The 24,074-nt window shown below is 59.0% G+C and carries 27 protein-coding genes; 10 read left to right on the forward strand and 17 right to left on the reverse strand.

Going from position 1 to position 24,074, the window contains the following annotated elements; all coding sequences use genetic code 11:
* Positions 1-24 precede the first annotated feature (24 nt).
* Complete coding sequence (locus THS5294_RS04230) at positions 25-663, forward strand: VPLPA-CTERM sorting domain-containing protein (protein ID WP_058122741.1); 639 nt, start codon at positions 25-27, stop codon at positions 661-663.
* 34 nt (positions 664-697) lie between these two features.
* On the opposite strand, the gene THS5294_RS04235 is transcribed toward THS5294_RS04230, so the two are convergent.
* Positions 698-1,627 (reverse strand): DUF808 domain-containing protein, encoded by a 930-nt coding sequence (locus tag THS5294_RS04235; protein ID WP_058122742.1) that lies wholly within the window; start codon positions 1,625-1,627, stop codon positions 698-700.
* 241 nt (positions 1,628-1,868) lie between these two features.
* Between THS5294_RS04235 and gap (THS5294_RS04240) the strand changes: the two genes are divergently transcribed.
* The 9 genes from gap (THS5294_RS04240) to THS5294_RS04275 all read left to right on the forward strand — a co-directional run bounded on the left by gap (THS5294_RS04240) (position 1,869) and on the right by THS5294_RS04275 (position 10,759).
* On the forward strand, positions 1,869-2,867 hold the full coding sequence (gap, locus tag THS5294_RS04240) for a type I glyceraldehyde-3-phosphate dehydrogenase (protein WP_038002629.1): 999 nt from the start codon (positions 1,869-1,871) through the stop codon (positions 2,865-2,867).
* A gap of 50 nt (positions 2,868-2,917) precedes the next feature.
* Entirely contained in the window at positions 2,918-3,133 is a 216-nt protein-coding gene (locus tag THS5294_RS18195) for a hypothetical protein (protein ID WP_139278634.1), read from the forward strand.
* A 90-nt stretch (positions 3,134-3,223) separates the two neighbouring features.
* A complete protein-coding gene (gene gap / locus THS5294_RS04245) occupies positions 3,224-4,228 on the forward strand; it encodes a type I glyceraldehyde-3-phosphate dehydrogenase (protein WP_058122743.1) in 1,005 nt (334 codons plus the stop codon).
* A gap of 120 nt (positions 4,229-4,348) precedes the next feature.
* On the forward strand, positions 4,349-5,527 hold the full coding sequence (locus THS5294_RS04250; protein ID WP_058122744.1) for a phosphoglycerate kinase: 1,179 nt from the start codon (positions 4,349-4,351) through the stop codon (positions 5,525-5,527).
* An 84-nt stretch (positions 5,528-5,611) separates the two neighbouring features.
* The gene (locus THS5294_RS04255; RefSeq protein ID WP_058122745.1) at positions 5,612-6,502 is read left to right on the forward strand and encodes a fructose bisphosphate aldolase; all 891 of its coding nucleotides are present in this window, start codon (positions 5,612-5,614) and stop codon (positions 6,500-6,502) included.
* Between the two features lie 106 nt (positions 6,503-6,608).
* Positions 6,609-6,911: an FtsB family cell division protein gene (locus tag THS5294_RS04260; RefSeq protein ID WP_038002622.1), complete on the forward strand. Its 303-nt coding sequence runs from the start codon at positions 6,609-6,611 to the stop codon at positions 6,909-6,911.
* Between the two features lie 143 nt (positions 6,912-7,054).
* Entirely contained in the window at positions 7,055-8,053 is a 999-nt protein-coding gene (gene pdhA / locus THS5294_RS04265) for a pyruvate dehydrogenase (acetyl-transferring) E1 component subunit alpha (RefSeq protein ID WP_058122746.1), read from the forward strand.
* Between the two features lie 27 nt (positions 8,054-8,080).
* Positions 8,081-9,442, forward strand: coding sequence for a pyruvate dehydrogenase complex E1 component subunit beta (locus THS5294_RS04270; RefSeq protein ID WP_058122747.1), 1,362 nt, complete (start codon positions 8,081-8,083; stop codon positions 9,440-9,442).
* A gap of 12 nt (positions 9,443-9,454) precedes the next feature.
* Entirely contained in the window at positions 9,455-10,759 is a 1,305-nt protein-coding gene (locus tag THS5294_RS04275) for a pyruvate dehydrogenase complex dihydrolipoamide acetyltransferase (protein WP_058122748.1), read from the forward strand.
* Positions 10,760-10,835: 76 nt separating this feature from the next.
* On the opposite strand, the gene cysE is transcribed toward THS5294_RS04275, so the two are convergent.
* The 16 genes from cysE to THS5294_RS04355 all read right to left on the reverse strand — a co-directional run bounded on the left by cysE (position 10,836) and on the right by THS5294_RS04355 (position 24,049).
* Entirely contained in the window at positions 10,836-11,654 is an 819-nt protein-coding gene (cysE, locus tag THS5294_RS04280) for a serine O-acetyltransferase (protein ID WP_058122749.1), read from the reverse strand.
* Between the two features lie 119 nt (positions 11,655-11,773).
* Complete coding sequence (locus THS5294_RS04285) at positions 11,774-15,691, reverse strand: baseplate multidomain protein megatron (protein WP_058122750.1); 3,918 nt, start codon at positions 15,689-15,691, stop codon at positions 11,774-11,776.
* A gap of 12 nt (positions 15,692-15,703) precedes the next feature.
* On the reverse strand, positions 15,704-16,156 hold the full coding sequence (locus tag THS5294_RS04290) for an NlpC/P60 family protein (RefSeq protein ID WP_058122751.1): 453 nt from the start codon (positions 16,154-16,156) through the stop codon (positions 15,704-15,706).
* Positions 16,156-17,016 (reverse strand): phage/gene transfer agent baseplate hub protein, encoded by an 861-nt coding sequence (locus tag THS5294_RS04295; protein ID WP_058122752.1) that lies wholly within the window; start codon positions 17,014-17,016, stop codon positions 16,156-16,158. Before THS5294_RS04295 ends, THS5294_RS04290 begins: the two co-directional genes overlap by 1 nt.
* On the reverse strand, positions 17,013-17,645 hold the full coding sequence (locus THS5294_RS04300) for a DUF2460 domain-containing protein (protein ID WP_058122753.1): 633 nt from the start codon (positions 17,643-17,645) through the stop codon (positions 17,013-17,015). Before THS5294_RS04300 ends, THS5294_RS04295 begins: the two co-directional genes overlap by 4 nt.
* Before the next feature lie 9 nt (positions 17,646-17,654).
* Entirely contained in the window at positions 17,655-18,320 is a 666-nt protein-coding gene (locus THS5294_RS04305) for an RcGTA-type gene transfer agent tail tape measure protein (protein WP_038002605.1), read from the reverse strand.
* Positions 18,313-18,528, reverse strand: coding sequence for a rcc01693 family protein (locus THS5294_RS04310; protein WP_038002603.1), 216 nt, complete (start codon positions 18,526-18,528; stop codon positions 18,313-18,315). The genes THS5294_RS04305 and THS5294_RS04310 overlap by 8 nt, the downstream gene beginning before the upstream one ends.
* Positions 18,525-18,869 (reverse strand): gene transfer agent family protein, encoded by a 345-nt coding sequence (locus THS5294_RS04315; protein WP_038002602.1) that lies wholly within the window; start codon positions 18,867-18,869, stop codon positions 18,525-18,527. The genes THS5294_RS04310 and THS5294_RS04315 overlap by 4 nt, the downstream gene beginning before the upstream one ends.
* Positions 18,869-19,282, reverse strand: coding sequence for a phage major tail protein, TP901-1 family (locus tag THS5294_RS04320; protein WP_058122754.1), 414 nt, complete (start codon positions 19,280-19,282; stop codon positions 18,869-18,871). The genes THS5294_RS04315 and THS5294_RS04320 overlap by 1 nt, the downstream gene beginning before the upstream one ends.
* 18 nt (positions 19,283-19,300) lie before the next feature.
* Entirely contained in the window at positions 19,301-19,714 is a 414-nt protein-coding gene (locus tag THS5294_RS04325) for a DUF3168 domain-containing protein (RefSeq protein ID WP_058122755.1), read from the reverse strand.
* Entirely contained in the window at positions 19,711-20,055 is a 345-nt protein-coding gene (locus THS5294_RS04330) for a head-tail adaptor protein (protein WP_058122756.1), read from the reverse strand. The genes THS5294_RS04325 and THS5294_RS04330 overlap by 4 nt, the downstream gene beginning before the upstream one ends.
* Entirely contained in the window at positions 20,049-20,645 is a 597-nt protein-coding gene (locus THS5294_RS04335; protein ID WP_058122757.1) for a head-tail connector protein, read from the reverse strand. Before THS5294_RS04335 ends, THS5294_RS04330 begins: the two co-directional genes overlap by 7 nt.
* Before the next feature lie 160 nt (positions 20,646-20,805).
* On the reverse strand, positions 20,806-22,008 hold the full coding sequence (locus THS5294_RS04340) for a phage major capsid protein (protein WP_038002591.1): 1,203 nt from the start codon (positions 22,006-22,008) through the stop codon (positions 20,806-20,808).
* A gap of 57 nt (positions 22,009-22,065) precedes the next feature.
* A complete protein-coding gene (locus tag THS5294_RS04345) occupies positions 22,066-22,620 on the reverse strand; it encodes an HK97 family phage prohead protease (RefSeq protein WP_058122758.1) in 555 nt (184 codons plus the stop codon).
* A 3-nt stretch (positions 22,621-22,623) separates the two neighbouring features.
* Positions 22,624-22,869 (reverse strand): GTA head formation protein, RCAP_rcc01685 family, encoded by a 246-nt coding sequence (locus tag THS5294_RS04350; protein ID WP_058122794.1) that lies wholly within the window; start codon positions 22,867-22,869, stop codon positions 22,624-22,626.
* Entirely contained in the window at positions 22,862-24,049 is a 1,188-nt protein-coding gene (locus tag THS5294_RS04355) for a phage portal protein (protein WP_058122759.1), read from the reverse strand. The genes THS5294_RS04350 and THS5294_RS04355 overlap by 8 nt, the downstream gene beginning before the upstream one ends.
* Positions 24,050-24,074: the final 25 nt, after the last annotated feature.

Below are 24,074 nucleotides of genomic sequence, written 5' to 3' on the forward strand. Positions count from 1 at the left end.
TTAGCCAAAACTTTGCGAGCAAAGATGAAACACCTTATTTTACCGACCGCCCTTGCCCTCTCCCTTTTTGCCGAGGGCGCAGAGGCCGGGACAATTACCTATACAGATACGTCTCACGGCGATCGCAGCACTGTTTCCGTACCGAGGTTCGATCCAGCATTGGGCTTCTTGACGATGGTCGAGTACCGCATGACGGGGCGGACATCTTCTATCGATGCAACGGACAATTATCCGCTCTCGGCCTCTGCGAGCGCGCGCGTGACAATAGATTTTCTAAGACAAACAAAAAGCGATAGCGACTACGCCTTTGAGGAATGCAGCTACGCGACCTACAGCAGTTCGTTTGGCTGGGAATGCCAATCTAATTTCCAAGCGTCTGCGTCAGCCTTTGCAGAGATTTCCGAAGTCCTAAGCCTCGAACAGGGGGACAACCTGCCCTTGCGTTTCAATGGTACCGACGTCCTGACCGGCACCGTAAATGGCTATTTCAACCGCCGTTTTGGTGGTATTTCCTCGACCCTCTCCATCACATACACGTTCGCCGATGCACCGCCTGGTCCACTCCCTGCGGCCTATGCGGCCCTGCCTCTTCCGGCGTCTGCCCCATTGTTACTGGCGGGACTAGGGGGCATTGCCGTCCTGCGCAGACGAAAATCGAAATAAATCTGGGACCGTAGCCTCACGACCCGGGCGCGTGCTAGTGCGCCCGGCCCATCAGGGTCAGGGCTTTTTCCACCAAGGGGATCAGCGCGAACCCAAGGATGATGCCCAGCACGCCATCCATAATCGCCTTTGCGGTCCATTCGATCCCGCCGCTGCCTGCGGCGACCGCGTGGGCTGCGTCATCGATCAGGTGTTCGGGCGCGTGCCAGCCCATCTCGGCCCATGCGTGCACGATGATCGAGCCGCCGACCCAAAGCATCGCCGCCGTGCCAACCACCAGCAGCAGCTTCATAAACGTAGGCATACCCTTCACGATCCCACGCCCAATGGCGGCTGAAACACCGCCGCGCGCGGACATGTGCAGCCCGACATCATCCGCCTTTACGATGATCGCAACCGCGCCATAAACCAACGCCGTGATCCCGATGGCCACGACCACCAATGCCGCCCCTTTGAACACAAGGCCCGCCTCCGCAGGCAAAGCCGACAGCGCGATGGTCATGATTTCGGCCGAAAGGATAAAGTCTGTCTTGATCGCGCCCTTCACCTTCTGCTCTTCGAGGTGCGCAGGGTCGCCTTTGACCCCTTTGGCGTCCAGATCAACGTGCCCCGGCCGAAGCCATTTCAGGATTTTCTCCGCCCCCTCAAAACACAAATACGCCCCACCCAGCATCAACAAGGGCGCGATCAGCCAAGGCGCGAATACCGACAAAAGCAGCGCCGCAGGTGTCAGGATCAACAGCTTGTTCAAGATCGAGCCGCGCGCGATTTTCCACACGATGGGCAATTCCCGCTCCGCCGAGAAACCGGTCACGTATTTCGGGGTCACGGCCGCGTCGTCTATCACAGCCCCCGCCGCCTTGGCCCCGGCTTTGCTTGCTTGTGCGATGACATCATCCACCGAGGCCGCTGCGATCTTTGCAATCCCAGCCACATCATCCAATAGCGCCAAAAGGCCCGACATGTGCGAATCCCCCTTCAAGGTTACCGCAGGGTAACGCACGAAATTCCTTACGCAATCCGCACTGGTTAACCACGACTTCCGCACAGTGCCGCCATGATAGCGATATCAGTTTCCGCTAACGGCAACATTTACCGCTAACACACGAAAACTGCGACCGTTTCACCCTTTGTCAAAGCCGCTTGCTCCCGTATATCGGACCCAACGGGCACGGGGCTTGCACCGCTAAGAATTGGAGCGAAAGATGACCATCACTGTCGGGATCAACGGATTTGGACGCATCGGACGGTGCACGCTGTCGCACATCATTGAATCGGGGCGCAATGACATCGCCGTGGTCAAGATGAACGCAACCGGGCCGATCGAAACCAATGCGCACCTGCTGAAATACGACAGTGTTCATGGCCGTTTCGCCGGCGACATCCGGGTTGAGGGCAACACGATGGATCTGGGCCGTGGCCCGATTGAGGTGATGTCGACATACGACCCGACCGAACTGGACTGGTCCGGTGTCGATGTTGTGTTGGAGTGCTCCGGCCAGTTCAACGCCCGCGACAAAGCCGCCGTCCACATGAACCACGGCGCCAAGCGCGTTCTGGTTTCCGCCCCCGCCACAAACGCCGACAAAACCATCGTTTACGGTGTGAACCACCGCGAATTGGATGGCTCGCATCACGTCGTGTCGAACGCGTCTTGCACCACCAACTGCCTCGCGCCCTTGGCAAAGGTCCTCAATGACGCCATCGGCATCGAAAGCGGCATCATGACGACCGTGCACTCCTACACCGGGGACCAGCCCACGCTGGACCGCCGCCACAAGGACCTGTACCGCGCCCGCGCAGCCGCCATGGCGATGATCCCAACCTCGACAGGTGCGGCCAAGGCCATCGGCGAAGTCATCCCGGCTCTGAACGGCAAACTGGACGGCACCGCATTGCGCGTGCCAACGCCAAACGTCTCGGCCGTCGATCTGACCTTTGTCGCCTCCAAGGACGTGACTGTTGCAGACGTTAACGCAGTCGTTGCTGAGGCCGCAGCCGGTCACATGGGCCACGTGCTGTCCTATGACCCCGAGCCCAAGGTCTCGATCGACTTCAATCACACGACACATTCGTCGATCTTCGCCCCCGACCAGACCAAGGTCATCGGCCGCCAAGTCCGCGTGCTGGCGTGGTACGACAATGAGTGGGGCTTTTCGTGCCGGATGGCCGATGTCGCCACCGCGATGGGCCGCCTGATCTAAACTATCGCCCCCATCTGATATTCCAAAGCCCCGCCTTAACAGGCGGGGTTTTGCGTTATGCCCTGCCCCTGCACGACACATGCACGCTTTCCCCCGCATCCCCGCTCTGGCAAGCTGCAGCCATGTCCAACCGCTTTGCCTTTGTTTTCTTCGCCCTGATCTGTGGCTCGCTGGCGTTCGACTGGCTCAATAACGAAGCCCTGGTGATTATCTTCCTCGGCCAACGGCTCTTGGATCTGATCGCGTGGATTGCATTCTGGCGGTAAACAGCCAGCCCAAACACCCAGACTTGCGCGCTCGGTCCCAACATGTTAGCGCTACCATAAATTAGCAATAGACCAGAACGGAGACCGGTTATGACCGTGCGCGTGGCAATCAACGGCTTTGGCCGCATCGGACGCAATGTATTGCGAGCATTGGTGGAACAGGGGCGCACCGACCTAGAGGTCGTCGCCATTAACGACCTTGGACCCGTGGAAACGAACGCACACTTGTTGCGGTTCGACTCGATCCATGGCCGCTTTCCGGGGACAGTCACAACCACCGACAGCACGATTGACGTAGGCCGCGGTCCGATTAAGGTCACGGCCATCCGCAACCCCGCCGACCTGCCATGGGGCGATGTTGACATCGTGCTGGAATGCACCGGTATCTTCACCTCCCGCGAGGCATGCCAAGCGCACCTCGACACCGGCGCGCGTCGTGTTCTGATCTCAGCCCCCGGCAAAGATACGGATAAAACAATCGTCTACGGCGTGAACCACGGCACCCTGACGGACCAAGACATCATGGTGTCAAACGCGTCCTGCACCACAAACTGCCTCGCCCCCGTGGCGCATGTGCTGCACCAATCCATCGGGATCAAACGCGGCTTCATGACCACGATCCACAGCTACACCGGCGATCAACCAACGCTCGACACCATGCACTCGGATCTTTACCGCGCACGCGCCGCGGCCATGTCGATGATCCCCACCTCCACCGGTGCCGCCCGCGCAGTGGGCCTTGTTCTGCCTGAACTCGCTGGCAAACTCGACGGCGTCGCAATCCGCGTCCCAACGCCCAATGTCTCTGCGGTTGATCTGACGTTCGAAGCGAGCCGGGACACTTCGGTTGAGGAAATCAACGCAGCCCTCACTGCCGCCGCGGCAAACGGCCCCCTCAAAGGCATCCTTGCCGCCACCGACGACAAACTCGTGTCGATGGACTTCAACCACGATCCGCACTCCTCCATCTTCGCCACCGACCAGACCAAGGTCATGGACGGCACAATGGTCCGCATCCTCAGCTGGTATGACAACGAATGGGGCTTCTCAAACAGGATGCTCGATACCGCTGCGGCCATGGGAAAACTGCTCTAACGGCCCGACCGCGCAAAAAGAAATGGCAAAGGGGCAAATCGCCCCCTTGCTCCTCCTTTGTTCCAAAAATACTCATCCACCAGACGCAACTGGCGGCAACAGAACTGGCGGAGACCCCTGATGAGCTGGAAAACACTCGACGACATGGATTTGGCGGGCAAACTCGTCTTGACCCGCGTGGATATCAACGTGCCGATGGAAAACGGACGCGTCACCGACGACACCCGTATTCAACGTATCCTGCCCACTTTGCGCGATATTCTCGCCGCTGGGGGCCGTCCCGTGATGCTCGCGCATTTTGGTCGCCCCAAGGGCAAGCCCAATCCCGACATGTCGCTGCGCCTTGTCGCCCCCGCGCTTGAGGCCGCTTTGGGCCAGCCCATCACATTCTTTGAGAAACCTGCCCGCGCCGATCTTGATGCGTTGCCAGAGGGGGCCGTTGCCCTGATCGAAAACACGCGCTTTTCCCCGCAAGAAACCGAGAACGCTCCCGAAATGGCCGCATTTCTGGCCTCGCTGGGTGATGTCTATTGCAACGATGCCTTCTCAGCCGCGCACCGTGCCCATGCATCTACCGAAGGGGTGGCCAAGCTGCTCCCCTCCTGTGCAGGGCGCTTGATGCAGGCCGAACTCAGCGCACTTGAGGCTGCTTTGGGCGCGCCCAAACGCCCGGTCACGGCCGTGGTTGGCGGGGCCAAGGTCTCGACCAAGCTCGAGCTGCTGGGCAACCTTGTGCACCGGGTCGACACGCTCGTGATCGGCGGCGGGATGGCCAACACATTTCTAGCCGCCCAAGGCATCGACGTCGGTAAATCCCTCGCAGAGCATGAGATGACCGACACCGCCATCCAAATCCTCGAAACGGCGCGCGTTGCGGGATGCCGCATCCTGCTGCCCTCGGACGTGGTTGTGGCACGCGCGTTTGAGGCCCACGCCGAGTGCGAGGTCGTGCCCGCCGACGCATGCCCTGCCGACGCCATGATCCTAGATGCGGGCCCCGACGCGACCGCACAGATCGTCGCCGCCTTTGAGGCATCCAAGACCTTGATCTGGAACGGCCCGCTCGGTGCCTTCGAAATCCCCCCCTTTGACACCGCGACCAACGCCGCGGCCCAAGCCGCCGCCCGCTTGACCCGTGAGGGTCGGCTGATTTCCGTGGCCGGCGGTGGCGATACCGTTGCCGCCCTCAATACCTCAGGCGCGGGTACGGACTTTACCTACATCTCAACCGCCGGTGGCGCCTTCCTTGAATGGATGGAGGGCAAAACCCTGCCCGGTGTTGCGGCTTTGCAGGGCTGATGCGCCACCGTTAGCGCGATCATAATTGCGGTCCCTTTCTGAGGCAGCTAAGCCGGTGTTAACGCATTCAGAAAGGCCGCTTCCATGAACGAGACACAAGCCAACCAAGTCCGGACAGGCAAAGGATTTATTGCCGCCCTCGACCAATCTGGCGGCTCAACGCCCAAGGCCCTGCGCCTCTATGGCATCGAAGAGGACGCCTATTCCGGCGAGGCCGAGATGTTCGACCTGATCCACGCTATGCGCGCGCGCATCGTGGATGCACCTGCGTTCTCTGGCGACAAGGTCGTTGGCGCGATCCTGTTTGAAATGACCATGGACCGCGACATGGGCGGCAAGCCCAGCCCCGCCGCCCTGTGGGAAGACAACGGCGTTGTGCCCTTCCTCAAGATCGACAAGGGCCTCGCGGATGAAGCGGACGGCGCGCAAATGCTCAAGCCGATGCCCGATCTGGACGCGCTTTTGACCCGCGCCGTGGCCAAGGGGATCTTTGGCACCAAGGAACGTTCGGTCATTCACGCAGCCAACCCCGTCGGCATCGCCGCCGTTGTGGCCCAACAGTTCGACGTCGCACGCCAGGTTTTGGCCCACGGCCTGATCCCGATCATTGAGCCTGAGGTCACGATCTCCATCGCGGATAAAGCCGCCGCCGAGGATATCTTGCTGGCGGAAATCGCCAAGCACCTCGACGCAGTGCCCGCGGGCCAAGAGGTTATGCTGAAACTAACCTTGCCCGAAAAAGCGAACCTGTATCAGCCCTTGGTCGATCACCCCGCCGTCATGCGTGTTGTGGCCCTTTCGGGCGGCTATTCCCGCGAGGAAGCCAACACACGCCTGTCGCAGAACACGGGCGTCATCGCCTCGTTCTCTCGGGCGTTGACCGAAGGGCTGTCGGCGCAGCAATCCGACGAAGCCTTTAACAGCACGATCGCTGCCACAATCGACAGCATCTACGCGGCCTCTGTCGCGGGCTAAGCCCGCCTAGCCGCAGCAAATACTGGCCACGGGGGATTCCCAAATCCCCCGGGCTCTGCCATACTGCCCCAAAGGCCCATCCAGAGGCCGCACTTCGAGGCGCACCATGGCACGACCCCACCGAACCCGGTCCTTGTTTTCGTTGTTCTTCATCGTTGGCGTTCTCACGCTTGCGGGGTACTTTACCTTTGCGGCGGTACAGGGCGAATACGGCCTGTTTGAACGGATCGAGCTAGAGGCGCAGCGCAGCGAGTTGCAGCAGGAATACGACCAGCTTGAAGCCGATGTCGTTGCCATGGAAAACCTGACCAAGCGAATGTCCGACGAATACCTCGACGTGGATCTGCTGGACGAACGTGCCCGCAAGGTGCTGGGCCTCGTGCGCGCAGATGAGATCGTCATCCAATAAAACCACCCTCTGAGCGCCGTTTACGCGGGTTTCCGAGCAGATTGTCGCGGCATTAACTGTGCTGTAGACAGCCGCGCCGTTGCCGATTACAAGATAGTTCAATACTAAACTATCCGCGAATGCTCGCCCGGAGGAACCCTTACATGGCCACCAAAAGCGCTAAGAGTGCGAAGAAACCGAACGTTTCATCCGAAGAATTGATGGAGCATTACCGTCAAATGCTTCTGATCCGCCGTTTTGAAGAAAAGGCGGGCCAATTGTATGGCATGGGTTTGATTGGCGGCTTCTGCCACCTTTACATCGGCCAAGAGGCTGTTGTGGTGGGTCTTGAGGCTGCCGCCGACGAAGGCGACAAGCGCGTCACCTCCTACCGTGACCACGGCCACATGTTGGCCTGCGGCATGGACCCCAACGGCGTTATGGCCGAGCTGACTGGCCGCGAAGGCGGCTATTCCAAGGGTAAAGGCGGCTCCATGCACATGTTCTCGAAAGAGAAACATTTCTATGGCGGCCACGGCATCGTTGGTGCGCAGGTGCCGATTGGTGCAGGCCTCGCGTTTGCGGACAAATACCTTGGCAATGATCGCGTGTCCTTTGCGTATTTTGGTGATGGTGCGGCAAACCAGGGTCAGGTCTATGAGACCTTTAACATGGCCTCCCTGTGGGAATTGCCCGTCATTTTCGTGATTGAAAACAACCAGTACGCGATGGGCACCTCGGTGCAGCGGGCATCCAAAACACCAGACATCTACACCCGTGGTCTTGGCTTTGGCATTCCTGGCGAAGCGGTTGACGGGATGGATGTTCTCGCGGTGAAAGCCGCTGGTGAAAAGGCCGTCGCGCACTGCCGCGCGGGCAAAGGCCCCTACATCCTTGAGATGAAAACATACCGCTACCGCGGCCACTCCATGTCGGACCCCGCCAAATACCGGACCCGCGATGAGGTGCAAAAGATGCGCGAAGAGCGCGACTGCATCGAGCAGGTCCGTGACATGTTGCTGACCGGCAGGCACGCCAGCGAAGACGAGCTGAAAGCAATCGACAAAGACATCAAAGCCATCGTGAACGAGAGCGCAGAATTCGCCAAGACGAGCCCCGAGCCCGCTTTGGATGAACTCTGGACCGACATCTACGCCGATTGAGCCGACAGAATTTGAGGAGAACTACCAATGGCAACTGAAATTCTGATGCCGGCTCTCTCGCCGACCATGGAAGAGGGCACACTGGCCAAATGGCTGGTAAAAGAGGGCGATACCGTCGCCTCGGGCGATATTATCGCTGAGATCGAAACCGACAAAGCCACGATGGAATTTGAAGCCATCGACGAGGGCGTTGTGGGCAAATTGCTCATCGCTGAGGGCACCGAGGGCGTCAAAGTGAACACCCCTATCGCCATCATCGGTGAAGCCGGTGAGGACATGTCCGCCCCCGCCGAACCCGCCGCGACAGCGCCTGCCGCAGCCGAGGCCCCCGCAGCAGCGCCCGCCACAGCCGCCGCCCCTGCGGCACCCGTTGTGGACAGCAGCCCCGATTACCCCGAGGGCACACCGATGAAAACGCAGACCGTGCGCGAAGCGATCCGCGACGCCATGGCCGAGGAAATGCGCCGCGACGACACCGTCTATTTGATGGGCGAAGAAGTCGCGGAATACCAAGGCGCCTACAAGGTCAGCCAAGGGATGCTGGACGAATTCGGCGCCCGCCGGGTCATCGACACCCCCATCACCGAGCACGGCTTTGCCGGGATCGCGACGGGCTCGTCCTTTGCCGGTCTGCGCCCCATCGTTGAATTCATGACGTTTAACTTCGCGATGCAAGCCATTGACCACATTATTAACTCGGCGGCCAAGACGCTCTATATGTCCGGCGGCCAGATGGGGGCACCCATGGTGTTCCGTGGCCCTAACGGTGCGGCCGCCCGCGTTGGCGCGCAGCACTCGCAGGACTATGCGGCGTGGTACGCTTCGATCCCCGGGCTCAAGGTCGTGATGCCCTACTCGGCCGCAGACGCGAAAGGCCTGATGAAAACCGCCATTCGCGACAACAACCCGGTGATCTTCCTTGAGAATGAAATCCTCTACGGGAAATCCTCCGAAGTGCCGGACATGGATGATTTCACCATCCCCTTTGGCAAGGCACGCACATGGCGCACCGGGTCGGATGCGACGATCGTCAGCTGGGGTATCGGCATGACCTACGCGCTTGAGGCCGCAGAAAAGCTGGCCGAAGAGGGCATCGAATGTGACGTCATCGATCTGCGGACCCTGCGTCCCATCGACTATGACGCGGTCATCGCCTCGGTGCAAAAAACCAACCGCTGCGTGATCGTAGAGGAAGGGTTCCCAGTCGGATCGCTCGCCAACCACATGGCCAGCGCCATCATGGAGCGCGCGTTTGACTATCTTGACGCGCCGGTCCTGAGCCTGACGGGCAAGGATGTGCCGATGCCCTACGCGGCCAACCTTGAGAAATTCGCGCTGATCACAACCGATGAGGTCGTGGCCGGTGTTAAACAAATTGCTTACCGTTAAGGAGCGCGCGACATGCCGACTGAAATCCTGATGCCCGCGCTGTCCCCGACGATGGAGGAAGGGACGCTCGCGAAATGGCTGGTCAAGGAGGGGGACACCGTCTCCTCCGGTGACCTTTTGGCCGAGATTGAGACCGACAAGGCCACGATGGAGTTTGAAGCCGTCGATGATGGTGTCGTCGGCAAAATCCTCGTCGCCGAAGGGTCCGAAGGGGTCAAGGTTAACACCCCCATTGCCGTCATGCTCGAAGACGGTGAAAGCGCGGACGACATTGGTGCAGCCTCTGCGCCCGCACCCGCTGCGGCACCAGCGGCCACACCCACAGAGGCAGCCCCCGCTGCCGCAACCCCTGCCCCTGCAGCCGCCAAGGCCGCTGATGGCTCGCGCCTGTTCGCGACCCCATTGGCCCGCCGGATCGCCGCGGACAAAGGTCTGGACCTGAACACAATTTCCGGTTCCGGCCCCCATGGCCGTATCGTCAAAGCAGATGTCGAAAACGCCACTGCAGCACCCAAAGCTGCGGCACCAGCGGTTGCCGCATCTGCCCCCGCAGCATCCGCCCCAGCGCCCGCCGCCGCAGGCACCGGCCCGACGACCGACCAGGTGTTGGCCATGTACGGGGATCGTGAGTTCGAGGAAGTCTCCCTCGACGGGATGCGCAAAACCATAGCCGCCCGCCTCACTGAAGCCAAACAAAACGTGCCCCACTTCTATCTCCGCAAGGATATCGAACTAGACGCGCTGATGACGTTTCGTGGGCAACTCAACAAAACGCTAGAGCTGCGCGGCGTTAAGCTTTCGGTGAATGATTTCATCATCAAAGCCTGTGCGCTCGCGCTGCAACAGGTGCCGGACGCCAATGCCGTTTGGGCCAACGACCGGGTGCTTTCGCTCAAGCCCTCCGATGTGGCTGTGGCTGTAGCGATTGAAGGCGGGCTGTTCACGCCCGTGCTCAAAGATGCGGACATGAAGTCGCTCTCGGCTCTCTCGGCTGAGATGAAGGACCTCGCCTCCCGCGCGCGGGATCGCAAACTTGCCCCCCACGAATACCAAGGTGGCAGCTTCGCGATTTCAAACCTCGGGATGTTCGGCATCGATAACTTTGACGCGATCATCAACCCACCCCATGCGGCCATTCTGGCCGTGGGTGCAGGTGCCAAGAAACCTGTCGTAGGCGCAGATGGTGAGTTGAAGGTGGCCACGGTCATGTCGACAACCCTATCAGTCGATCACCGGGTGATTGACGGGGCACTCGGTGCGAACCTATTGAACGCAATCAAGAATAACCTCGAAAACCCAATGGCCATGCTGGCCTAATCAGCGGTCCCAGAACGCAAAAAAGGCGGCCCTCCGGTTAGGAGGGCCGCCTTTTTTAATGCAATAGATGCAGGCGCTAGTCCGAGCCGCGCACACCCAAAAGCTGATCCATTGTGACCGAGGGCTGCGAACACCCGGCCTCACCCACGATACGCGCGGGCACACCTGCGACCGTCTTCATCGGCGGAACGGTTTCCAAAACCACTGAACCCGCCGCGATCCGCGAGCAATGCCCAATATGAATGTTTCCTAAAACGTGCGCACCGGCCCCGATCAAAACACCATCGCCGATTTTGGGGTGGCGGTCGTCGTCTTCCTTGCCCGTCCCGCCGAGTGTCACGGAGTGCAGCATCGAGACATTGTCGCCTACCACCGCAGTCTCACCAATCACGATGGAATGGGCGTGGTCGATCATCAGCCCTTTTCCCACACGCGCGGCCGGGTGAATATCGATCCCAAACGCCTCAGAAACACGCATTTGGATGAAATAGGCCAGATCTTGCTGTCCACGGTTCCACAGCCAATGCCCCACGCGGTAGGCTTGAACAGCTTGGAAGCCCTTGAAATACATCAAGGGTTGCATCAGGCGGTGGCAGGCGGGATCACGCTCAAACACGGCTACCAAGTCCGCACGTGCCGCAGCAGCCGTTCCGTTTTCCTCATCCCGCAGAGCCTGATCCGCAACTTCACGCACCAGCTGTTCGGACATCGCGGGCGATGCGATTTTCTCTGCGATACGGAACGCCAAGGCCCCTTCAAAGTTGGCGTGATGCAGGATGCACGCATGCACCATACCACCCAACAGCGGCTCTTGTGCGATGGCCGCACGGGCTTCTTCGCAGATGCGGTCCCAGATCGGATCAATGGAGCGAAGGGGTTTTTCTTGCAATGCCATGGGACCTCCAGAGGTTCAGCGGTATTGCGGCGACCATAGCAGTGCGGCCCCGCGCGCGCCAGATCAAGCGCGCGCGGGGCGTAACACAGCTAAAATTTTGAGAAAAGAGACGTTGCGCCCTAGGACAGCAAAAGAACCGCAGGTAAGCCGAGCCCAAACCGATCAGACAGCTGCACCACATGCACCTCATCACCGGCGCCCAGCGCCATGGCAGCCACATCAGCGGTAGGGACCGTAAGGGCAGAGGTCGCAGTTTCAAACGTGCCAAGCGTGGTTTCACCACGCACGAAAGACACCTGATAGGCCTCACGCGCCTCAGACACAGGCACATCAAGCCCCGCCCATGTGTCACCATCCACGCGGGTCCGCCGTATCCAGCGGACATCTAGCCCCCCATCAGCCATCATTTCAGTCGAAAGATGCGCAGGACGATAGGGTTTAAGTGCGACACCCCGCGTAGGCCAAACCTGTTGCGAATAGGTGCTATCGTCGTATGGGCGATTGGCCGGTCCAACCAGATAATGAATGGGCAAATCCCGCTGTGCTGCATCCATCGGCAGCTTGGTCAAATCCCGCCCAAGCAGAACAACCGTGCTCCCCTCTGGCCAAGCACGCGCGGCCAAACCCTCAGTCCCGTTTTGCCCCCGTAGGCGGAGGGATATCTCATAGGTGTTCGGCCCGACCAGAACCGCGTTCTGGAACTGGAAAATCTCCCATGCGTCGATACTCCCATCCCCAATGGCCATAACATTGGCACCGTTTAGCACTGACAGGCGCTCAGCGCTCGACAGATCTCCACCCGACACCTCTACGCGCAGCGCAGGCCCATGATCCCAAACGCCCGCGCGGGCGGGCTCCAGCACGTTAAGAGTGGTGCCAACAACGGACGGCGCGCTCACGATGCCCTTTAACGCATAGTCGGACTGCTGCATCGAACCAAACACCGCAACGTCGCCGCGCCAAGGCACCGCATTCACCGCGACATGCGGCCCGGGGGCCTCATCCATTGACGCCGCAATCGGCAGGTCCATGAACTGTGCGTAGACAGGCAAAACAGTAAACGTAGGCCGCTGCTTTGGCACAACGTCCAAGATTTCGGCTGGGTCATATGTGCTGACCTCTGTCCGAATGGCCTCGATTTGTTTCATACCCTGATCATCGATCCGGTCCACGCGAAACACTTCCGCCACACCAGCGCCCGCGTCGAACCGCACCAGGTCCCCCGGCAGGATATCATTGCGGGAGGGCGGCAAAGTAAAAGCGACCGTGTCGCGCGACACACGTGATTGCGCTTGCCACCGCTCTGCTACGGCATGCCCTTCCCCTACACTTAGCACCAATGGCAATTCCGTCTGTGACACGGTCGCCGTCCGATCCTGCGGCCACGCCGCCTCCACCGTTTTGGATTGATAGCTACTCGCGGCCTCCACAAAGTCGACCATCACCTTACCCGCAACATCCGTAGACGGTGCAGTTTCGCGTTTAAGCACCTCTTGCCCATCGCCCTGATCGACAAATTCCTCAGGGTCGACATCCACAAGCCGCGCATTCTTGCGCATCGTGAACACCAGCGTCCCCGAAACTTCGGTCACATCAAGGCCATAAGCCATCAATAGCGGCTGAAGGCTGGAACGGATGGATTGGACGTCCCGGATTTCAAAGCCTTGGACCAGCCCCTCTACCCGAGAAACGTCATAATCCACGTACCCCGCACGCTCACACAGCTCGGCTACTACCAACGCAAGCGGTTGCGCGCTTAGGCGACCATTCAACCAATGCCCGCGTTTGTAGTTATCCCCATCAGACCAAAGTGCCGTGTTGTTGGGAAACTCCGGCCAAGGGCGCGCGTCATACGCCCATACATGGGCGCGCGACATATCAATCATAGCGCCATCATAGACGTCCGACGTTGGGTTATGCGCTGGATCAGACCAATAGCGCAGCGTCGCTTGTATATAGCGCATCTGCAAAAAATCATCCCGGCGCCCGTTGGAATAGTGCGGCAATGCACTTTCTGAGGATTTTGCATCAATGAATTTGTTCGGCTGATTGGTGCCCTTGTCGATCGCAGCGCACCCAAATTCCGTAAACCAGATTGGCTTAGACTGAGGCACCCACGCCGTCGGCGAGGCTGACCTTACCCCCCCCACACGCTCATGGTGCGCAAGGCTCCACCAGCTTTTGATGTCCTTATAACGATACACCCAAGGCTCATCAAAGGCACCATCAGTTATCGGGGCTCTCTCCTGCGCATCACGCGCTTCTTGATCGGGATAGAACCAATCATACCCCTCCCCGCCGGCGACATTCGCCATCAGGTAGTCTTCGTTGTAGATTGAGCCGTAGGACGCATCCAAATGATCATCCCCATCCCGCCAATCAGATAGCGGCATGTAGTTATCCATTCCGATAAAATCGAGATTGTCGTCCGCCCACAAAGGATCAAGGTGGAAGAACACGTCCCCCTCTGGGCTTTGATACCCAAAGTACTCAGACCAATCAGCGGCGTAGCCTAGCTTTGCCTCTGGCAAAAGGGCACGTACTTGCCCCAACAGAGCCACCATGCGCGCAACTGCGGGAAAGCTGTTGTTGTCCCCCCGGATCTGCGTCAACGCCCGCATCTCGGATCCGATACAGAACGCATCAACACCACCCGCTGCGGCACAAATCGCGGCGTTGTGAAGAATGAACCGATTGTAACCCCAATCATCCGCGGGCCCCGTGTACGACACGGCACCATTTGCCACGCTGAAATCACCGGCATTAACGGCGCCAAAAAACGCATCCACTTCTGCTTCCGCCGCAACAGTCCCGTTGGTTGATCCATCAACGCCCGGAGCCAGCTCTGTGGTAATGCGCCCCCGCCACGGGAACGAAGGCTGACCTTCCAAACCACTGTATGGATCGGTCAGCGCATTCCCATCCAAGACTTCCATCAGAATAAATGGGTAAAACACCGCTCGCTTGCCGCGAGCCCGAATAGACGCCAACGCCTCAATCACAGACTGGTCCGTGGGGGTGCCCCCATACACGCTCTTGCCATCAACTTTGGGTAATATCTCAGCAGAAAATCGGTCCAAGCCCGCAACCCGCCAAGGCATCTCCTTTGGATCACCTGTGTTCTGATCCACCTTCGGCTTGATCGTGCACATATTGCAGCGCAAATCGCTCCCAAACCAACTGCTAATCAATAGAATGGATTCAAGTGCAGGCATCTCCCCCTCGGCGGCGCGCAAAGACGCATCAAAATCGCTCTCTCCAGAGGGGGTATTCATGTTCAAGGGTGTCACACGCCCAAGCCCCTCATCCACATGCACAGGCGTCGTCGCAAGACTGTATTCGCCCGTCCCCGGGATCAGCGCCACACCAGGCACAATCCGTGCAGGCGCGGGCGTCAGTTCAGGATTTTGCGGATCGACCGCACGGATGACCTCAAAGGAGAATTGCGGCACCCGGTTACCAAAGGGCTTCAGCGGCAGCCGTTCAAACACGACATAGGCCATGCCCCGATACGCGGGCGTCTGATCAATGCCCTCAATCGCTTCAATCGCACTATCCGGCAGCTGATCCTCGGCCCCTGTATAGACCCGAAAGGTAAAATCCTTCGCTTGGATTTCCGTACCATCCGCCCAAATCCGCCCGATCCGACTGATCTGCCCCTCACACACCGAAACCGCGAGGCTCACAAAATACTCATAAGTTGTTGAGGCAGGTTGGCTCGGAGCCCCCTTGCCGCCCCCCCCTGACGTGCTCTTTTCCTCGTTAAACTGAGATGACCAAATGACCTGACCCGGAATACGATAGGCGCCCGCGACACGCGATACGGCTGCACCCTCCGTGGCTCCGTTGATCCGGAACCGGTCGATACGACCGTATTCCACCATGTCCGACCCAGAGCCCATGATCTTTTGGTCGATGACCCGGCCAAGAGTCGAACCCGCTGCTCGCCCCACGACAGCGGCGCTCATCCCTAGAACTGAGCCCCCGATGCTGCCGCCAATTGATGCGCCGATAGCGCCAAGTACGAGAGTGGCCATAATGCAAAATTCCTAGGCGTGAGGGGGAAAGGTAAAGCGCGCTGTCAGCGCGCGCTGCCACGGCGCAGAAAAACTGGTCTCAACGACCCCGTGGCGCGCGTAGGCATGGATAAATCGCGGCGTTTGCCCGACCGTCACAAGGATACCAAGGTGTTTGGCAACGGCGGTCTTGCGCATGCGAAAAAGCAACACCTGACCCGGTGCCAAAGGCGTCTCTGTATCGACATCCTGCAAAACTTGGCGTGCAGAATTCCACAACACCTCAGCCTTTGAGACCTCAGACCAATCATAGGTATAGGCCGGGATGGGAACCGGCTCGGCCCCAACCACATCGCGCCAAACACCGCGTACAAGACCAAGGCAATCGCTGCCCGCGCCTTTGCACGACATCTGATGTTGATAGGGTGTGCCGATCCAAGTGCGTGCGGCTGCAACGACTTTGTCGCTTATCGCAGTCGAACCCATCACAGTTGCCCCCCATCCATCGTCAGTCGGCTAGAGGGATAGCTCATCGCCCAATCCTCACCCGGGATAGTCGGAAAACCACGAAAATTGAGGATGTTGTCGAACTTGACCGCGCATGTGCTCGCAAGACGATTGCACCCCGTCGTCACACGCAAAACACGCCCAGGCTCGATCACAACGTTCGGAGTAAACCATAGCTCAATGTCGCGCCCAGCGTCGGAAACCTTATCGGACTTGATGACCGTCGCCCCCATCGGCGCGCCGCCCTCCATGATCTCAACGGTCCCCCGCTCAAACCAGGCCTCAGGATACGCATCCAAACCCGCCACACGGACATACCGCTGGTCCTTAACACTCACGACGGTCACATCCGTGCGGTATTCCGGCGACGTCAGATCAACACCACAGCGCGCATCACCCAGCGCCGCATCACACGACGGTTGGTAAACACGACCAAGGGGTTGGTTCAACAGATCAGACTTGCCCCGCAATTCCGCGACAAAACTCCCATCCTTGACCTGAACCTCTCCGATCATCGCCTTGAATTGCTCGGACACCAGCTGACCGGCCTTCCAATCGTACAAAAGCACATCAACCTCAGCACTGTCATAGCGACCGTTGATGATGTCTTCGGGGCATATCACAGTCGATTGTAGCGCGCCTAAGGCCTCGGTGTTGTCCACCGACAAACCCGTCGACGTTTGCAGCGCGGCCCCCGTTAACCCAGAAGCCGCTTGGCAGGTCACGCCCTCGTAGGTGATATCGTCATCATGGTTTGTGAACCCGAGAACCGTGCCGTCTGATCGGCGAATAATCCATATGTTACAAAGCGTTGTCGCCTGCTGCCCAACCGCTCTCATAGGCGCAGCTCCACCACAGGAACATCCGGAATTTCACCAGCCTGAAAACTCGCTAAGGACGTGTAAATACGGTCGGTATCAAACCGAACCGGCACATCAAACTCAAAGCCTGCAGTAATCTCCGCATCACTTTCGGGTGGATCCACAAAAGTCACGAGCCCCGTATCAAAGTCCACGCTAAATTCAGTGGTCTCTGCAAGCTCACCGCCCTGCACCCCGACACGAACCGATCCCGCAACAGGCTTTTGCACCCCCCGGGTGTAGCTGTGCGGCCCAGATCGATAAGTCTTCGACAGACCAAACGTGACCGTTTCACCGTCTCCGACCCCTATGGTCTGATCACGAAACGTCGGCGCCTGACTGGGAAGGCACGATTTATAGTCCGACCAATCCTTCCAACGAAACCCGTACAGCCGCCCAGACCGGGCCTCGAAAAACGAAATCAGTTCCTCAATGTCGTCAAGCGACCGAACCCCAACGCCAGCGTCGTAGCGCCGACGCGAGTGTTTCCACGGCGCGTTGCGTTCTTCATGGCCGTTGGCCAATGTAACCACTTCGGTCAAGCGTTCAGGCCCGCCGGATGAGCCAAAGCTCACCGCAGCGGGAAACCGTACTTCGTGAAATGACATGTCCGTCTCCTACCTGTTGCGCTGCCCACGACCCAAGGCCCGGCTCATCTCAGCCGCAACCTGGCTTTGTGATCGCCGGAAGCTTTGCGCATCGGGGGTGCTAATATTCATGACGACGGTGACCGGCTTTGCGCTCCCACCTTCGGTCCGCACACCCAGTTTACCGTCTGGGCCACGGCTCAAAGGCATAATCGCCTCAGGTCCTGCCTCGCCCAACATCCCCATACCGCCACGCATCGGAAATGAGGTCGGCTGAGACGCAATTCCACCCGCGATTGAAGACGCACGTCCTTGCGTGAATGCGCCGCCATCCGCAAATAAACTCAAGTTCGAGCCAATCGAATTGAGCCCTGAGGCCAAGGCCCCACCAACCGCATTCTGAACGGGCTTTATCGCAGCGGAATAGGCCGAGTTGACCATCGACTTACTGATACTTTCCAACGCATCCGACAGCTTCATGCCGTCAAAAACCAGCCCGTCAAACGCAGACCGCAAACCAGAGCCAAAGCTCCGAGATAAGCTTTTGACCTCCTTGTCGGTGTAAGTCATCTCCCCCCTCAACGACCCAAGTTCTCGGGTGAAGTTCGACACGACGGTTTGCGCACCAGATGCTTCGGTTTGCAGTGACTCCAGCATCTCCTTCAAGGTGCCGATGTCTTCATTCAGATCATCCATCAGACGTATCCTTTTTGTCAGGTTGCGGCGCGTCGGGGTACTTCATCAAAAGCGCATCGAGCGCACCGCGCGACATCGCAGCCTCCGCACCCGAATGACCTAGCAACAAAGCCAATTCGACCGGCGTCAGGTTCCAAAACTCCGCGGGCCGCAGGCCAAGCTGCGTCAGCCCGACACGCAAAAGACCGTTCCAGTCAAATGCACTCATCCGCTCAACCCTTCGATGGAGAACGCGCGCCCCAATAGAAGCGCCGCAACACGGGTGGCCTCCACCGGACCACCCCCAATATCACCTTGCAAAAGCGTGTCCCGACTGCCCTGCCAGCCCCCACCCCGAAGGCCTGCAAAAAGCAGTTCAACCACATCAACGGTCGAAAACCGCCCGGACTCGAACCGCTCGACCAGATCCACCAAAGTGTCGGTCTCCATATGCGCCTCAAGGTCGGCCAGCACGCCAAGCGTCAGCTTTAACGTCAATGGCCGCCCATTCAGCATCAAACCCACTTCACCAGCCCAAGGGTTCGCGGTCGGACGCTCCTTGCCGCGCATCAAGCGGGCGTAAAGGTCAAAGCACCCGCAGAAGCGAGCGAAACCTCATATGTAGCCTCCCCATTTAGCGTTCCGGCATATTCCAATGACGTCAGCTGAAAAGTTCCCTCAACAATGCCAAAATCGGGAATTATCACCTGAAATACGGGCATCTCTCCGTCAAAAAACAACTGACGCGCCCGCGCATCGCTCGCATCATCCCGAAACACGCCCGAACCAGAAACAGCCGCTGATTTCACACCGCCACCGGTCAACAACTCACGCCAACCGCCCTCACTGTCCAGCGAGGTGACATCAATCGTGTCCGCGTTGAAAGTTAACCGAGTGGCCCGCAGGCCTGCCAACGTTTGAAACACACCGGCTCCATCCAGATCGACTTTCACCAGCAGATCTTTTCCTTTTTGCACGCTCATTGCGCACCTCCTTTTGACTTAGATGTCGTCGGTCACGCGGGCGCGAAACCACATATCAATACGGCGCGACCCGTCGGTGGTGTCGCGCCGAGCCTTCGCCTTTCGAAACCGCAACTGAACCAGGTTTCCCCGGCTCAAGCTCAGATTTTCGTTGGTCAAAATGTCCGAAACACGCCCAGCCACTTGCTTGGCTCCCAAGAACCCGGTGCCAGTCGTGACGACCGTGACCTGCAAATCATGGTTCGCTCCGGGACTGGTCCCATCGGCTTGCTCAACGACGTCTTCTGGTCCCAAGGCCACAAAGATGTCCGGTGTTGTGCCCGTCGGCATCGTGTCAAACACGGCCGTACCGACCATTGAGGTCAACTCAGCATCTGCCTCAAGGGCCGCGAAAAGGGCGGTTTGCAACGCAGCACTCAAACCGTAGCTCACGTTGTCACCTCCTCTTCCGCAAAGCACATAAGATACCCGCCACGCGGACCGGTTTCATGCACAGCATCAATGGCATAGATGCGTGTGCCCTCCACAAACCTCTGCCCCGGCTTAGGGCGCGTTGTGCTGTCTTGGGGGGCGTAGCGCACGGTGATCTTTAGCCCCAACCGGCTGCGCGTCAGAAACTCCCGCGCCCGCCCCGAACCCGTGCGCGCATCAACCTGCGCCCAATGCACGCCCAGCGCAGACCAGACTTCCGTATTGCCCCCTGCACCATCGGAAACCGAACTCGCCTCCTCCAGCACCAAACGGCGATCCAGTTTGACTTGGCGCTTCAACATCCCGGCCGCCCCCGCAAACGAATGTCACGAAACGGCTCGACCAATAGGCAGACTGAGCATGGCAAGGTATTGCTCCCCTCCACACTTGAATCGCGCTCAAAAAAGTCTTCGGCAAGCATCATGACCGCTTGGCGCAACGCCGCAGGAACACTCGACCACTCCGCCGCAAAACCTGCACGCACCGAAATCTCAGCACTCGAATTCATGCTCAACGCCGGCAACGCTCCGACACGCGATACCAATTCCGGCCGATGCGCGTCCTGTTGAAGCGCATAGGTATTTGGATCAACAATCACTTCATCAGCGCCCGAATGCACCAGCTTGATTTGCTCAACTTCGGTCACGGGTGCCGCAGGAAACTGCAACCGATCCGAGGCAGTCCACTTCTGGGTCCGCACAATGAACTGACGGCTCAAAAAGTATTTACCCAAACGGGCTTCAAGTGCGGCAATCGCCGCCGTCAAACATCCCTCCAAAAGGCGCATTTGCCCCGGCAACGTATCAAAGCCCTCAGCAAGACGCAGGTGCGCTGCGAAATCCGCAATAGGAAGGGCCTCCCTCGGCACGGAATTTAACTCCACCATCATCATATCGATGTCGCTCCTTGCATTCAGCTTTGTGAGTAGAAAAAGGGGGCGCGCGGCCTCGACGCCGCTCGGACGGATCAAATCGGCTGGATAGCGCCGAGGATGATTTGGTCGCGCGCCCACCTCCGTGGAAAGAAAAAACCACGGAGGATAGGTTTCGGGCTTAGGAAGCCGCGAATTTCAACAGCTTGATGGCTGCAAAGTCTGACACATCACCGCCAACGCGTTTTGTGGCATAGAACAGGACATGTGGCTTGGCCGAGAACGGGTCACGCAGCACACGCAAATCGGGCCGCTCTGCGATGGTGTAGCCTGATGTGAAATCACCAAAGGCAATCGCATTCGCGTCCGACGCGATGTCGGGCATATCTTCTGCGATCAACACCGGATAACCCATCAAACGCGCGGGCTCACCTGCGGCTAAGCCATCCGACCACAGGAACCGGCCATCCGCATCCTTCATCTTGCGCACAGCACCCGCCGTCTTGGAATTCATGACAAACGTCGCGTTCGCCCGGTACCGCGCGCCCAGCGCATAGACGAGGTCCACAATGGCATCGACCGCATTGGTACCCGCGAAATCACCATCCTGGCCCGTGGGCACGTACCCGATGTTACTCCACTCCCAGATTTCATTGTCCACGGTCGGATGCGTCAAAAACCCGGTGGGTTTGTCCACACCATCCCCGTTGATAAAGGCCGACGCCTCTGCGCGGGCAAACTTGTCGGCAATACGGCCCGCAAGCCATCCTTCGATGTCAAAGGCGCTATCGTCCAGCAACCGCTGGGAGGCTTTGGGCAATGCAGATAATTCATGAAGCGGGATAGAAATCCGCTCGAGCGCGGGCGTAGCCCCCTCGCTGACGGCTGCGGTCTCGGTGGCCCAGCCTGCACCTACCTCGGTGTGATCCACGAGCACGTCAAAGGACGTCGCCTCAACATTCACGACGTTGGCGATCGTCCGAATAGATGCCGATGACAATAGAACCGACTGAATGGTCTCAGCCGTCTGCGGATCGACCAGAAAACCGCCCTCGGCGGCGACAGCCGTGTTCATCGCTTTGCCCTCAAGCGTCAGGTTGCGAAGCCCCTCATCGTCACCACACCGCAGATAGGCATCGAGTGCCTTTTGATGTGGCGCGTCAGTCGCTTGTGCGCCTTCAAGTGCGGGGCGGCGATGGGTCATGGTTTTGGTGCTCAGCATGGCAATGCGTTCTTCCTGTTGTTGCATCCGTGTGGTGATCTGATCTTGAAAGCCCTTGAAATCAGTAACAAAGCCCGTCAGGGCCTCGGTGACTTCCCGGGCAGCTTGGGTCCCGGCAGACGCACTTGCGCTGCCCGACCCACGCATTGATTGCGTGGTCATGGTCTTGTCCTTCGATAGAGTTGATAGGGGTCTTGCTGACAGTTTCGCCTAACGCGGCTACCCGGTCGTCAGCTGCGCGCGCGCCATTTCCAGCGCACGTGCCATATCACGGAAAAGATACGCTTCAGCCTCATCCGACTTCGCGCCCACCCGTGCCGTAGGAAGCATCGGAAAGGTCACCAAAGACACCTCCCACAGCTCCAGTTCGTTCAAAAGCCGCTGGCCTTTGTCATTCTTTGAGGCCTTTTGCGTGCGGTACCCAATCGACAACCCGTCAATTGCACCCGCTTCAATCAGCGCCGCAGCCTCGCGGCCCTTGGCAACGTCCAAAAGCAGGCGACCTTTTACATAAAGACCCTTCTCGTCCTCATGCACCTCATCCCAAATGCCAATGGGCTGCGCGGGATCATGCTGCCACAACATCTTCACCGAACGGCCCTCAGCGGACAGCGCCTGTAGCGACGCACCATAAGCCCCGCTTTGGACGATATCCCCACCCTGATCGCATGCACCGAAGTATGAGGCGTAGCCCTCAATGCGGGTCCCGTCCGTTACTTCAACGGCCTCCCCCAATCGAGCGAACTTTGTTTCCAATCCATAGTCTGGCGTCATGCCTTACACTCCAATCTGAATAAGTTCAGAAATACCTTTGGCGAGGATCACGCTCACAACACCAAAAACGGCCAACCAAAGGCGCTTTTCCATCCGCTCTATCGCGGCCTCGATACACTTGAGCCGAAACTCCAACCCCTCCCAGCGCTGCTCCATCACACGCTCATTGGCGTCGATGCGGGCATTCGCGACGTCGAAAGGGTCATATAAAAACCGTGATCCGCCTACTCCGGGTTTGCGATCACTCATGACCATCCACCAAGGGGGGCAACCCCAGCATCGCGCGCTTTTCTGAAGCCGACAGAAAATCCGCATCCGCCACGCGGCGCCACTGGGCCTCTCGCTCAACAGATAACGCCGGGACCTGATCTAGGTCCGGCTTTAGGAACAGCCGTTCTTCCGCATGCAGACCCAACCAATACCCAAGGGCGGCGGTCACTTTGCTTACCAACGGCAGAACGGTTAACCGGTAAAAGGCACGGTTCGCCTCTTGGTAATTGGCATAAGTCGCATCCCCCGGAATGCCCAGCATCATGGGCGGAACACCAAAGGCCATCGCGATCTCGCGCGCGGCGGCCTCTTTGGTTTGCTGAAACTCCATGTCTGAGGGCGAAAAACCCATAGGCTTCCAGTCCAACCCACCCTCAAGCAGCATCGGTCGGCCCGCGTTGCGCGCGCCTTGATGGTGCGCCTCCATCTCAGCCGAGAGACGATCAAACTGATCCGCCGACATCGACATACCCGCCTCAGAGCCATTGTAGACAATCGCCCCCGAGGGCCGCGCCGCATTGTCCAACAACCCCTTCGACCACTTTGATGCCGCGTTATGCACGTCAACGGCACTTGCAGCCGCCGTCATCGGTGACAGGCCATAGTGGTCGTCTTGGGGGTGAAACGCCTTGATGTGACACACAGGCGACACCTCACCTACGGTGAACCGATGGGCCTTGGCGCCGACCTTGTAGTCATAAGCAACGGGCCAGCCGTCGCTCCCCGGCACCACCGACATCCGGTCTGACCGCAGCACATGCAACTCAAGCGGAACGCCAAAGTCACCAACCGCCTCGACATAGCCATTCCCGCTCAGCAGAAACTGACCGTACAAAGCCTCCAACAACTCAGCCTGCCCCTGTACGCCATTGGGCCGCCGCACCAGCCCCAGTACCGGATGCTCTGAGAAACGGGTCGCCCCGTCCTCTAGCACCAAGGGCACCGCCGCCGCCGCCTCCGCAATCAACTTTACCGCGCGAAATCCCACCGGGTTGGTGGTAAACCCAACCCGCGTCAGGCTGCCGGTGTCGCGTGCGCTCCATGCTGTCCGAACGCCGCCCCCCGCCAGCGCCGCAACCTTGCCCGTCGCGGAGGCCTTTTGTTCAGGTGCGTTCGCGCGTGCCGCAGCCCCGCCCTCCCGCTTCAAAAAGTCGAACATAGCTGTCTCCGTCATTGGCCGAATA

This window comes from Thalassobacter stenotrophicus (genome assembly GCF_001458315.1).
GTDB classification, from domain to species: Bacteria; Pseudomonadota; Alphaproteobacteria; order Rhodobacterales; family Rhodobacteraceae; genus Thalassobacter; species Thalassobacter stenotrophicus.